The organism is Selenomonas sp. oral taxon 138 str. F0429 (assembly GCF_000318175.2).
GTDB lineage: Bacteria > Bacillota > Negativicutes > Selenomonadales > Selenomonadaceae > Centipeda > Centipeda timonae.
The window spans coordinates 304,439-316,587 of sequence record NZ_KB290947.1 but is presented as its reverse complement, the minus strand read 5'-3'; the positions used below and the strand labels follow the sequence as shown (position 1 = coordinate 316,587).

The following is a 12,149-nucleotide window of genomic DNA, read 5'->3' as shown; positions in this document are numbered from 1 at the left end:
GAAAGAAATCCGCAGGGGGCGGGTCGCACGCTTTGCTCCGTTTGCTCCACTAGGGTTCGCTTAGGGGGATCCTTCTCCACGCTACTCCTCCCGCTCCTGCACATAGAGTCTGTAGTTCACATACCAGATCTCGAGGAGGAGGAAGTAGGCGAGCATGGATTTGAACTGCAGGCGCGCCTCGTTCTCGGGCAGTCCGAACTCGGCGGGCGTGACGTAGAGGTTTTCCGTCGAGCGGCTCGCGAGTGCGTTGTGCCACATCTGGGTGATCGAGAGGATGGGGACGCCCTTGAGGTTCAGCTTTTCGGCGAACTCCACGACGCGCTCAGATTCGCCCGAGAGCGAAACGAAGATGAAGAGATCGTCGGGACCCGCTGCCTGATAGACAGAGTAGAACTCCTCGCGCCCCGCAATCTCGTAGATGAAGATATTGTCGTAGACAAAGAGTCGTTTCATCTCCTGCATGACATTCGTCTGCACATAGCCCGAGGCATAGGCAAAGACGCGGTGCGCCTCGCGGATGAGGCGGCTCGCCCCCGTGTAGTCACGCCGCATGAGCTCGCGCCACGTCTGGTCGTAGAAGCTGCCGAGCGCGGCTCTCACATCGTGCGCGGGCATGGCGCTCTCCGAGCTCTCCATGCGCATGATCGCCTTCATCTCGCCGAAACCGTCGAAGCCGAGCTTCTGCGCGAAGCGCACGACGGACGCGCTTGAGACGGCGCACGCGCGCGCCAGCTCGTGAATGGAGGCACGGCTCGCCGCTGTGCGGTTGCCCTCGATATAGCGCCAGATGCAGCGATCCGCCTCGCTGAGCTCGCGCAGATGTGCGTTGATTCGTTCCGTGAGCATGATCTTTCCCTCCGCCCTTTTTCCCCATTATAGCACATATTCGGAGGATTGAAATGCGTCGCACATAACAGGAAAAATCCCCTTCGTGTCGAATGAATCGGCAAGGAGGGGATTTTATGTCAAACGTCAGATATCGTTGGGCATCGCTTGGCTGCGGCGTGATTGGGCATCAGCTCGCAGAGGCGCTCCAAAAGCTCGGGGGCGGGCTGTACGCCGTGGGCAATCGGACGCACGCGAAGACGGTGGAATTTGCCGCGCAGTATGGCATTCCGAAGGTGTATGAGCAGATGGAGGACGTGTTCGCGGATGAGGATGTGGACATCATCTACATCTCGACACCGCACAATACGCATATCGACTATCTGATCCCTGCGCTCTCTGCGGGCAAGCACGTCCTCTGCGCGAGATCATCGCGGGCGGTTCGCTCGGGCCGCTGCGCATGATACAGATGAACTTCGGCAGCTTCAAAGAATACGATATGAAGAATCGCTTCTTCAGCCGCAGCCTTGCGGGCGGAGCGCTGCTCGACATCGGTGTGTACGCGCTCTCCTTCGTCCGATACTTCCTCTCGTCACAGCCGACGGAGGTGCTCTCTCAGGTGAAGTTTGCGCCGACGGGTGTCGATGAGCAGGCATCCATCCTACTGAAAAATAAAGAAGAGGAGATGGCGGCAATCACGCTCTCCCTGCATGCCAAGCAGCCCAAGCGCGGAACAATCGCATTCGAAAACGGCTATGTGGAGATGTTCGAGTACCCGCGTGGGGAGAGCGCGCGCATCACATGGACGGCGGACGGACGCACGGAGGAGATCCGTGAGGGCAGTACGGTGGATGCACTCGTCTATGAGGTACGCGATATGGAGGCGGCGGTCGCGGGCGAGCACGACGATATGCAGCTCGGCTATACAATCGATGTGATGGATCTGATGACGGAGATTCGTCAGTCGTGGGGCATGAAATATCCCGAGGAGGAGTAGAGGAGGAGGGCAGAGAGTCGTTGTTGGGCATATGCGTCCGATGACGGCTCTTTTTGCAGGCGTCTTTTGATTGCGGGGAAAATGATTCTTTGTTATAATGAAAGCGTTGTATACAAAGAAAAGGTGACGAGATGATACGGCTGATTTTTTCGGATATGGACGGGACGCTGCTCGATGAAAACGGAAAGCTGCCCGCAGGCTTCGGCGCCATGTATGAGCGGCTGAAGGAGCGCGGCATCCGCTTTGCGCCAGCGTCGGGTCGGCAATACGCCTCCCTCGTGCAGACCTTTGCCGCATGGCGGGATGAGCTGATCTTCGTGGCGGAGAACGGAACAATGGTGATGGAGCATGACCGCGAGCTCTTCTCGAGCCCCGTGGATCGCGCGCTTGCGCTCGATGTCATGCGTACGGGTGAGCAGATCGGGGGCGTGCGCTCCGTGCTCTGTGGGAAGAAGCAGGGCTATCTCCACAGTGCCGATGATGCGCCGGAGTTCCGCGCGGAGCTGGCGAAATATGTGTCGCAGTCGGCGGTGGTGGAGGACTTTGCCTCTATGGACGATCTGCCGATCAAGATGTCGTTCTGTGATTTCACGGGGCACGCCGAGGAGACGATTCTTCCCGTCATGCAGGCATACGCGGATCGACTGCAGGTCTCGCTCTCGAGTACGGAGTGGGTCGATCTCTACAATCTCGGCGTGAGCAAGGGCGTCGCCGCGCGGCAGATTCAGGCGCGCCTCGGCATTGCGCCCGATGAGTGCGCCGCGTTCGGTGACTATGAGAACGATCTCGAGCTGATGGATGCGGTGACGCACAGCTTTGCGATGGAGAATGCCATTCCCGCGGTGAAGGAACGCGCGCGTCACATGGCGCCGAGCAACAGTGCAGACGGTGTGATGGCGGTCTGCGAACGCATTCTCGCGGGCGAGTTTGACTGAGGTATATCATGCGCTTTGACTATCATATGCATCTGGAGTATGGCTCCTATGACGAGGATTATGCGGAGGGCTTCTTCCGCGTGGCAGCGGAGCGGGGCGTCTATGAGATTGGCTTCTCGGAGCATTCGCACACATTCCCGGAGTTCGAGCAGCTCTACTATGACGATCTCATCTTGGACGATTCGTTCGTGGGCAGTTTTCAGCGCAAATGGCTGAAGTCGAACAAGTTCAAGTACACGATCGACGAATATTTTGCGTTTATTGAAAAGCTCCGCAAAAAGCACAAGGTGCTCGCAGGCATCGAGGTCTGCAACTTTCAGGATCAGGAGGCCGTAGCGAAGATCCTCCGCGCCTATCCGTTTGACTACGTCATCGGCTCTGTGCATTTCCTGCGCGGATGGGCATATGATACGGGGACAATCAAAGCGGAGTGGGACAATCATCCGCTCGAAGAAATCTACGAATGGTATACGGAGGAAGTGGAAAAACTCGCGGCGTCCGGGCTCTACGATGCGCTCGGGCACCCGTTCAACATCAGGCTCTACCGCCACTTCCCCAATTTCGACGTGACACCGTATCTGGAACGCGTCGCAGCGGCGATGAAGGGCGCCAATATGATTGTCGACCTCAACACCGGGACGTACTACCGCTATCCCGTGGAGGAGTTCTCACCGTACCCGGACTTTATGCGCACGGCGAAGGAATACGATCTGCCGATCATCACAACCTCGGACGCGCATAAGCCCGAGGACTGTGCGCGCTACAACGAGGAGGCAGTGCAGTACGCACGCTCCTTCGGCTACGCCGAGCAAATACGGTTCACGGGCGGACGCGCGCGGGAGAGCGTCGCGCTCGCATGAGAGAGGAGCGTATGAGATGAGCACAACGATACGATATGGAACAGGGGTGCTTCTATCCCTGCTCTTTTTGCTGCTGCTGTGCCCTGCGGCGTTCGCCGATGACGGGCGGGCATGGACGTGGCTGAGCTCGAATGACAAGTATTCGAAATTCTACGCGCCGGCATCTGTTCGTGTGACGCAGAGCGTCATGCCTGCGGGGAAAAAGCAGACGGTGGCGACGGAGATCACGGCGGACATCCGGACATCGTTCAGCTACGAGGGTGCGGAGGAGACGATTCGCAACTATAAGATCGGACATGTGATCACGAGTCCGAGTCAGCTTTCCTATGCGATCGCGCAGGTGCGTGTCGTACCGCAAACGCGTCTCCTGCAATACGTCGGTGAGACATTCTACGATGCGGCGGGCAACGTCCTCTGGTCGAAGGGAATGGGAACCGAGAAGGAGATGAACTCACAGCAGTTCGATGAGGAGTTCTATGCCGCGATTATCGACATCGTTTTCCGTCAGGGCGAGATGGCTCGTCTGCGCGCCGATGACCGCTGGATTCTCCTGTGGACAGATGAGACGGCCTCCGGGATCAAGACGCAGGTGACGGCAGACACCTCGACGATGCGCCGCACGGGGGACAATCTCATCTTCTGGGCGTGGACGGAGGTGCGCGATGCCAACGGCAAGGCTGTCGAGATCAAGTTCGACAAGCGTGCGGTAAACCTGCCGCAGGGCACGGAGCGCATCGTCACGGGGCGCTACTGGTCGCCATCGGATGGCTGGCAACCCCTTGATGACGGCTATGAGGGTGCCTACCGCATGATTGTGCGCGAGGCGCCCGAGGGGCGTGGTCTCATTCGCCTACGCGCCTATGCAGACGGCTACAGTACATGGGTCAACCGCTATCAGGTGCGTTGATTTTGGAAATGCGGAATAGCTCTGCACTTTCATAGGGAAGGGAAACGGGAAACAATGCCGATTAAGATACCAAACAATCTGCCTGCGACGAACGTGCTCGAGGGGGAGAACGTCTTCGTCATGAATGCGGCACGCGCGTATGGTCAGGATATCCGTCCGCTGCGCATCCTCATTCTGAACCTCATGCCGATCAAGGACGTGACTGAGACGCAACTCTTGCGACTCCTCGGCAATACGCCGCTACAGGTAGAGGTGGACTTTATCTACACGGAGTCCTACGTCCCGTCGCATACCTCGCGCGAATATCTCACGGAGTTCTACGGCACCTTTGCAGAGGTGCGGCATAAGAAATACGACGGCTTTATCATCACAGGCGCGCCGATTGAGCAGCTGCCGTTCGAGCGCGTCGCATACTGGGACGAGGTCGCCGAGATCATGCAGTGGAGCCGTAAACACGCCTACTCCACATTCCATATCTGCTGGGGTGCGCAGGCGGGGCTCTATTATCACTACGACATCCCCAAGCACTGGACGGAGAAGAAGATCTTCGGTGTCTTCGAGCATCGTCTCTGCGTGCAGCATGAGCCGCTCCTGCGCGGCTTTGACGATCTGTTCTATGTGCCGCATTCGCGCCATACGGAGACCCTGCGTGCGGACATTGAGCGCGTGCCGGAGCTTACGATCCTCTCCGAGGGCGATGCGGGTGTCTACATCATTGCGAATCTGCGCCGCCGCCAGTTCTTCATCACGGGACACGCCGAGTACGATCCTATGACGCTCAAGGCGGAGTACGACCGCGATCTCGCGGCGGGAATCGATCCCGACATCCCGTGCAACTACTACCCAGAGGATGACCCCAACCGCGCGCCCGTCGTGCGTTGGCGCAGCGTCGCGCACCTCCTCTTCGCAAACTGGCTGAACTACTACGTCTATCAGGGCACGCCATATGAGCTCGACAGCCTCGACAATGCGGATGACTGGGAGTACCACTCGGGGCTTTAAGCGGGCTTCATGTTCAGCAAAAATTCAGTTTTTTGGACTAGCATAGGGAGTTGTTGAAAACAGTTTTTGATGGGAGCGATGATACGTGCAAAAAAAATGGGGAGCGGCACTCCTCGTCTGTGCCGCCCTGTTCATGGGCACCCGTCCCGCGTCTGCAGCGGAGGAAATACCGAAGAACATTTATGAATGGGTGCAGTCGACGGCGCGGCAAGGCTATTACTTTAACAAAGAACAGATTCAGTACGCCTCGGATGCGCATGGCTACATCGACCTCACGAAGATTGTAGTGCCGACGCTCCGCATCTATGACAGCATCCAGATTCAGGACGTGGTGTCCAAGCGCCGCTGGCGCATGCTGCCACTGAACGGCTACAGCGACCTTACAGGTGCGGCAGAGTACCTCCTGATCGACCTGCGCGCGGGCGTTGTGCATGTGACGGCACATGAGGATCTGGACAGCAATTGGGGGACGCTTTCCCGCGAGGAGAATACGAAGGATATTACGCTCTCGTCCCTCTCGAATAAGGATGTCGAGAAGAAATTCTTTGACGCCATCATCAACTACGCCGTCGGGCATCAGGAGGAGATGATCCGACGCTCGCGCGGCATTCTAAGCGATGCGGATCGTGCAGCGCTGGAGAAAAAGAAGGAAAAGCTCGCGGAACCCGCCGACAATACCCCTGAAAAGCCCGCGAAGAAGGATAAGAAAGAAAAAAAGAAGAATAAAAAATAGCAAAGGGACTGCCGTCCTGCAATACGCGCGAAGGCAGTTCTTTTTTGTAGCTTTTTCCCAAAAAACAAGGTATAATAGGGCTAGGAACTACCAGCAAAGGAAGGGACACCGCATGACAGATAAGGAATGGATGCAGCTTGAACTGAACCGCATGGTAAAGGCTGAAGGTGGCAAGGTCAGTGTCGAACGCATGACTGAGATCGTATCGGAGCTCAGCCAGCGACTGCGTGAGAATCCGAATCTGCCGCGTGAGGTGAAGACGCTCACTGCGGACGAGCTGATTGCACGCGCGCGCAAGAAGACGGGGGAGGAACGCTACCGCATCATCAAGCGCGCCCTGCGGGAGGAACCGGACAACATCACCGCTGCCTGCATGGAGATCGAGTACCTCGCCAAGAATGCCGACGACCGGGTTCACCACTACGAGGATCTGACGCGCAAGGCGACTGAGCGCCTAAAGGAGCAGGGACTTTTCGCCGAGGAGAACATCGGAAAGTTCTGGTCGATGCCAGCGACAAAGCCCTATATGTTCCTGCGGCTCTCCTATCTCGAGGCGCTCCTCGCGGCACGCAAGCTCCGTCTTGCAGCGAAGGAGTGCGAGGAGATGCTCCGCCTCTCGGAGCACGATGCGCTCGGACGCCGTTACCAGCTCATGTTCATCTATGCGGCGATCGAGGAGGGCGATGCCGCGATCAAGCTGTATCAGCGCTACGAAGAGGGCGTGGCGATGATGTATCTGCCGCTTGCGATGCTCTTCTACCGCCTCGGCAAAATGAAGATGGCGCGCAACTTCCTGAACGAGCTTGTCGCCGTCAACAACGACACAAAGGCGTTCTTCGAGCGCGGGGCGCGAGGCGATCTCCCTACACGCGCACCGGGGCGGCATGCAGGCTCCTTTGCCATTGGCACAATGGAGGAGTTCGGCGAGGCGGTAACGGACAACAAATTCGCCTTCCTCGGCATGGAGGCATTTTTCGCTTGGGGGCTCAGCGAGCTCAACGGAGAGCAGGGTGCCTGAATACGCTCTGCGGGGACGCCTGTGGGCAGGCGTTCTCGGTGCAGTTCTGATCCTCCTCTTGATGGTGGTTCCTGCACATGCGGCGCTGCCCGTTCAGGGAGCGGCAGCAACTGCTGACTACTGGCTGCGTGCGGATGGCGATGCACCGCTTCTCCGTGGGGAGGAGAGAGAGGCGTATGCGCGTCGTCTTGCGGCGAAGGATTTTGTGCATGACCTCATCAATACGGCAGAGACGCGCGCGGGAGAAACGGTACGCGCACAGATTCGTGAGGCTGCACAGGGAACAGATCGTGCCCTGCCGGATCTCTACGCAGAGGGGCAGCTCCTCCGCACAGAACAGTGGCAGGCAGTATGCGACAATCGTGCCATTGAGGGTATTGGCGCGACTGTGACTGCACATCCTGCCGTCGCTGTACGTCGTGCCGATGTGCGACTCCTGCCGACGGATGAAGGATGGTTTGAGTCCCCCGATGATCTGCGCTATGACGAGCTACAGGGGACGGTGCTCGATCCCGGGGAGGCAGTCCTCGTGCTCCACCGCTCGCAGGATGCGCGCTTTGCCTTTGTCGAGACGCGCGATTATCGCGGCTGGGTTGATGTGCACGCGCTTGCTGCGACAGATTGGAAGACATGGCGCGGCTTTGCTGCACCGGAGGAGTTCTTCACCGTGACGGCAGCGCAGCTCTCGATTGATGGGCGGCTCTATCAGCTCGGGGCAAAGATCCCGGGGCGACGGGCGGCGGATGGGACAGATCGTCTTCTCCTGCCCGTGCGGGATGCTGGGGGTCAGCTCGCCGTGCGGGAGGTACGCGTACCCGAGGACGGACGCCTCGCTGTGGGGCGTCTGCCGCTCACCCGCAACAATCTCATGCGCCTCGCATTCGCACCCCTCTATACAGAGTATGGCTGGGGCGGGGCAAACGGGGGGATGGACTGCTCATCCTACGTACAGAACATCTATCGCGCGATGGGACTGGATCTCCCGCGCGATACGGATATGCAGAAGCGTGCCTGTTCGCTTCTGCCTCTTGCCGGATTATCTGCGGCAGAGCGCTATGCACTGCTTGCAGATGTGCCGCCGGGCGCACTCCTCTTTCGTCCCGGCCACGTCATGCTCTATCTCGGACGGGATGCGGGGGGCAGACCGCTCGTGATTCATGACATCAGCAGCTACTACGAAGACGGCGAAAAGAAATATATCAGACAGGTCGTCGTCTCAACGCTTGATTTTCAAAATGCACGCGGCACTGCTGCAATCGATACGCTTGACGCGGTCGGTTTCATTGCTCCGGCGCCATAAACATGGGGACATTGCCCTCAGCAGAGGGCAGATATGGAGGGGACAAATGGGACTCTTTGATGGATTCAAAGGCGGTGAAAAGACCGCCGTAATGGGAATCAAGGATGCGATCAAGGAAGAACTGGATCGCAACGACTGGAACTACGAGATCAGTGATGAGAGTGAGGAAGATCGCCAGGAAACATATTTCTACATGAGGAATGAACTCGAGAACGACGAGGCCATCACGGCGGTCATCGTCGTGCGCGAGTTGTACGATCAGATGGATGATGCGGACGGCTTTATCAAGATCAAACTCTATGACATCGCCTATCTGGAGGATGCGGACCAGCGCGCAGAGTTGCTTTCCAAGATCAATGGGTGGAATGGTGAGTTCCGCTATGTGAAGCTCTGCCTTGACCGCGATCAGGATGTCGTCGTAGATATCGACCTGCCGCTCGACCTTCACAAGGGAAAGTTCCAGCCGGATAGCGTCATGGCGATGATGGGCGTCGGCATGCGTATCGTGGAGAAGGTCTATGATGATTTGATGGAGCTCTGCACGCGCGGACATAAGCCGCGTCCGCAGGAATAAAGGAATCACTGAATTTATCAGGAAATCCTAAAATACGCAAGTTGAACGGAGGAACTGTATGGGACTTTTTGACGGCTTCAGCGGAAGCGAAGAAGGGCTCAAGAACAGCGCATTTGAAGCAATCAAGGCGGAACTTGACAAGCAGGATATGAAATATGGCGAGGATGTGACCGAGGACGGAGAGGATCACATCATCCGCATGCGTCAGCAGCTCGACAACGGCAGTGTTGTGAGCATTGCGATTGTTGTCACGGAGAACGGTGACACGAACGATTTTATCAAGATCAAGTACTTCGGGCTCGTGCGCCTGGAGGAGGGAGCCGATCCAAAGGCATTCCATGAGAAGCTCAACGATTGGAACAGTCAGTATCGCTACGTAAAATTTGTGGTCGATGATGAGCGGGATGTCGTCGTGGACATCGATCTGCCGCTCGATCTGCACGTCGGCGTGTTTCAGGCGGACAGCTTCATGGCGATGGTCGGTGTCGGCCTGCAGGTGCTCGAGGAGGTCTATCCCGAGATGATGAAGCTGCGCTGGGCATAGTTTTTGATACGAGAAAGGAGCTGCACGACAGTGCAGCTCCTTTCTCATGTCAGCTTCTCTTTGTATGGTCGATCTGGGGGATCTTCAGCCCCTTGCGCAGATAGCTCTGCTGCAGCTGATAGATGCTCTGGACAAGGCGCTCGCGCTCGCGCGTGCCGAGCGTGTCGCCGAACATGACGCCGATGTGGTATGTCATGCCGAGATTCGTCTCAATGGGAGTTGCCCGGCGGATCGTGCCCTCCGTTTCGAGCGTGCCGATGCGTGGCAGCTCGGGTACGCGTACGGAGATCGGTGCGTCCATAATCAGCGGCTCGTCGTGCACGAAACAAAGCCCCCCGCCGCTGATGTCGATCAGGGCGACCTCGCGGTAGTCCTTGAGGCTGCCGTGATTGCCGGGCAGCTTCGCCTCGATGGACATTGGAATCGGTACGCGGACGAAATCGCGCAGCTGAATGCGCTCGGCGCTCTCCGGCAGTGCCATGTACCAGATCGTATCGGGCAGCGGCGAGGCGGAGCGATAGGGAACGTCGAAGTGATAGACGCAGCCGGAGCCTGTGAGATGGCATTGAAAAACACGGCCGGGCTCGGGTGTGTTGACAAATTTTCCCACGGGGACATCCAAGCGCACGGCGAGTGCTCCTGCAGGCCTTCCCGCTGCCTGCTCCTCATCGCTGAGCTCGAGGGCACCGTAGTAGTCAATCTCGGTATCTGGTTCGATGATGTGAATCGCAGCCCCGTGCTTCAGCAGTGCAGCGAGTTTTTCGCCCTCAATCATAGTATTCAAACCCTTTCCACAATTAATTCTTTTTGTTAGATAAGGATAACAAAGTATGGCGGCAAAGTCAATTTACCTCTTTGACTTTGCCCTTTGTTCGGGCTATAATGAACAATGGGTAAATTGACTCATCTTGAAAAGGGATTGGTGGACGCAATGGCGATGAAGATAGACAGCAGCATTGCGCGGAGTACATCGCTCACAATGCCGCGTGCAGAGACGGATGTGGGCGTGCGCGGCGCAGCGACGGACTTTAGTATGGAACTGGCGGATCAGGAGTCAGCCATGTCGCGCGAGGCGATGGATCGCCTTCTCGAGCAGATCGATGAGCAGGGCGCACGCCTCTCAAAGTCGCCGACGTTTGACGAGCTGCGCTCCTATCGCTCTCTCATCCAGAATTTCATCGGTGAGGCAGTTGGCAGTATGTATGAACTGCATACGCAGGCAGGCTGGGATCGCCTTGGGCGGCAGAAGGTATACACCTCCGTGCGCAAGATCGATAAGAAGCTGGAGGAGATGGCAGAGAAAATCCGCCTCGGACAGGCAGATCAGCTCGATATCATCGCGAGTCATGATGCCATCAGAGGCCTCCTCATCGATCTCTATATGTGATGGCGCGGACGAAGACGACTGCGTCTGCGGCGCCCGCAAGTGAAGAGGTACACGAGGCGTTCCCTGCGGACTGGACAGACATCCGCGGTCATGCGGAGATCATCTCCCGTCTGCGCGCGCTTGCGGCTGCAAAGCGCCTGCCCCATGCACTTCTCTTTTGCGGCATCGAGGGCGTTGGCAAGCGACGCACGGCGCACGTGCTCGTGCGAACGCTGCTCTGTGAGACTGCGGGTGATGCGCCATGCGGGCACTGCGAGGCATGCCGTACGATGGCGGCGGGTGTCCATCCCGACTACTTCGAGGTTGCACCCGAAGCGCGCGGCAAGAGTGCAGCGATGATCCGCACGGACGCCGTACGAGACATCCTCATCGCGGCGTCAGGCGCGCCGGTCAGCGCAGATCGGCGGATCATCCTCATTGACGGCGCTGATCGCATGAATGAGGCGGCGGCAAATCGGCTCCTCAAGACACTTGAGGAGCCGGCGGGTGCGGTGCTCTTCATCCTCATAACGAATGCATATGATGCCATCCTGCCGACCATCCGCTCGCGTGCCGTGCGCATTGCGTTCGGCGCATTGCCGCGCGGCGAGATCGAGGCAGAGCTCAGGGCACGCGGGACAGAGCATGCAGCGGCGATTGCCGCCCTCGCAGACGGCAGCCTCGGGCGGGCGTATGCACTCGCCGAGGAGGGGCTCTCCCTGCGGGACGATGCCATCGACCTCCTTACACATCTGCCCGACCTCGGTATCGAGGACATCTGGGCGCGTGCGGAGGCGCTCGGTGCACGCTCACATGTAGAGCGTACGTCGTGGCTCTCCTATATGCAGATGGCGCTGCGCGACCTCCTCATCCTGCATGAGGACGGCGGGAGCGATGCACTCTGTCACGTGGATCGACGGGAGGAGCTCGCTGCACTCCTTACCCACATGACGAATGCCGACATCTTTGCACTGATAGACGGGACGCGGCAGCTATCACGGCGCTTTGCTGCGAACGTGAACCCTGCACTGCAGGCAGAGGCATTTTTATTACGTGCACGAAAACAATTCACATGAGTTGTTGATATA

The 12,149-nt window shown here is 58.0% G+C and carries 15 protein-coding genes; 13 read left to right on the top strand and 2 right to left on the bottom strand.

Going from position 1 to position 12,149, the window contains the following annotated elements; genetic code table 11:
• Positions 1 to 81 precede the first annotated feature (81 nt).
• On the bottom strand, positions 82 to 849 hold the full coding sequence (locus HMPREF9163_RS08525) for a MurR/RpiR family transcriptional regulator (RefSeq protein ID WP_037346707.1): 768 nt from the start codon (positions 847 to 849) through the stop codon (positions 82 to 84).
• 113 nt (positions 850 to 962) lie between these two features.
• On the opposite strand from HMPREF9163_RS08525, the gene HMPREF9163_RS12745 reads away from it, so the two are divergent.
• The 11 genes from HMPREF9163_RS12745 (at position 963) to HMPREF9163_RS08475 (ending at position 9,695) form a co-directional block, all read left to right on the top strand.
• Entirely contained in the window at positions 963 to 1,289 is a 327-nt protein-coding gene (locus HMPREF9163_RS12745; RefSeq protein ID WP_369796102.1) for a Gfo/Idh/MocA family protein, read from the top strand.
• A complete protein-coding gene (locus tag HMPREF9163_RS12740) occupies positions 1,286 to 1,822 on the top strand; it encodes a hypothetical protein (RefSeq protein WP_009441337.1) in 537 nt (178 codons plus the stop codon). Before HMPREF9163_RS12745 ends, HMPREF9163_RS12740 begins: the two co-directional genes overlap by 4 nt.
• 131 nt (positions 1,823 to 1,953) lie before the next feature.
• Entirely contained in the window at positions 1,954 to 2,757 is an 804-nt protein-coding gene (locus HMPREF9163_RS08515; protein WP_009441336.1) for a Cof-type HAD-IIB family hydrolase, read from the top strand.
• Positions 2,758 to 2,765: 8 nt separating this feature from the next.
• On the top strand, positions 2,766 to 3,617 hold the full coding sequence (locus tag HMPREF9163_RS08510; protein ID WP_009441335.1) for a histidinol-phosphatase: 852 nt from the start codon (positions 2,766 to 2,768) through the stop codon (positions 3,615 to 3,617).
• A gap of 16 nt (positions 3,618 to 3,633) precedes the next feature.
• Positions 3,634 to 4,524 (top strand): hypothetical protein, encoded by an 891-nt coding sequence (locus tag HMPREF9163_RS08505; RefSeq protein ID WP_009441334.1) that lies wholly within the window; start codon positions 3,634 to 3,636, stop codon positions 4,522 to 4,524.
• A gap of 54 nt (positions 4,525 to 4,578) precedes the next feature.
• Positions 4,579 to 5,526: a homoserine O-succinyltransferase gene (metA, locus tag HMPREF9163_RS08500; protein ID WP_009441333.1), complete on the top strand. Its 948-nt coding sequence runs from the start codon at positions 4,579 to 4,581 to the stop codon at positions 5,524 to 5,526.
• An 85-nt stretch (positions 5,527 to 5,611) separates the two neighbouring features.
• A complete protein-coding gene (locus HMPREF9163_RS08495; protein ID WP_009441332.1) occupies positions 5,612 to 6,259 on the top strand; it encodes a hypothetical protein in 648 nt (215 codons plus the stop codon).
• A gap of 112 nt (positions 6,260 to 6,371) precedes the next feature.
• Entirely contained in the window at positions 6,372 to 7,277 is a 906-nt protein-coding gene (locus tag HMPREF9163_RS08490; RefSeq protein ID WP_009441331.1) for a hypothetical protein, read from the top strand.
• Positions 7,270 to 8,577 carry an SH3 domain-containing protein gene (locus HMPREF9163_RS08485; RefSeq protein ID WP_009441330.1) on the top strand — a complete coding sequence of 436 codons (1,308 nt, stop codon included), beginning with the start codon at positions 7,270 to 7,272 and terminating at the stop codon, positions 8,575 to 8,577. Before HMPREF9163_RS08490 ends, HMPREF9163_RS08485 begins: the two co-directional genes overlap by 8 nt.
• Positions 8,578 to 8,623: 46 nt before the next feature.
• A complete protein-coding gene (locus HMPREF9163_RS08480) occupies positions 8,624 to 9,151 on the top strand; it encodes a YbjN domain-containing protein (protein ID WP_009441329.1) in 528 nt (175 codons plus the stop codon).
• 58 nt (positions 9,152 to 9,209) lie between these two features.
• On the top strand, positions 9,210 to 9,695 hold the full coding sequence (locus HMPREF9163_RS08475; RefSeq protein WP_009441328.1) for a YbjN domain-containing protein: 486 nt from the start codon (positions 9,210 to 9,212) through the stop codon (positions 9,693 to 9,695).
• Positions 9,696 to 9,744: 49 nt separating this feature from the next.
• On the opposite strand, the gene HMPREF9163_RS08470 is transcribed toward HMPREF9163_RS08475, so the two are convergent.
• Complete coding sequence (locus HMPREF9163_RS08470) at positions 9,745 to 10,470, bottom strand: flagellar brake protein (protein WP_009441327.1); 726 nt, start codon at positions 10,468 to 10,470, stop codon at positions 9,745 to 9,747.
• 156 nt (positions 10,471 to 10,626) lie between these two features.
• Here HMPREF9163_RS08470 and HMPREF9163_RS08465 point away from each other — a divergent pair, with 156 nt between their 5' ends.
• Positions 10,627 to 11,082, top strand: coding sequence for a YaaR family protein (locus HMPREF9163_RS08465; protein WP_037346700.1), 456 nt, complete (start codon positions 10,627 to 10,629; stop codon positions 11,080 to 11,082).
• Positions 11,082 to 12,137, top strand: a complete 1,056-nt coding sequence (gene holB / locus HMPREF9163_RS08460) for a DNA polymerase III subunit delta' (RefSeq protein WP_009441325.1) — start codon at positions 11,082 to 11,084, stop codon at positions 12,135 to 12,137. Before HMPREF9163_RS08465 ends, holB begins: the two co-directional genes overlap by 1 nt.
• Positions 12,138 to 12,149 lie beyond the last annotated feature (12 nt).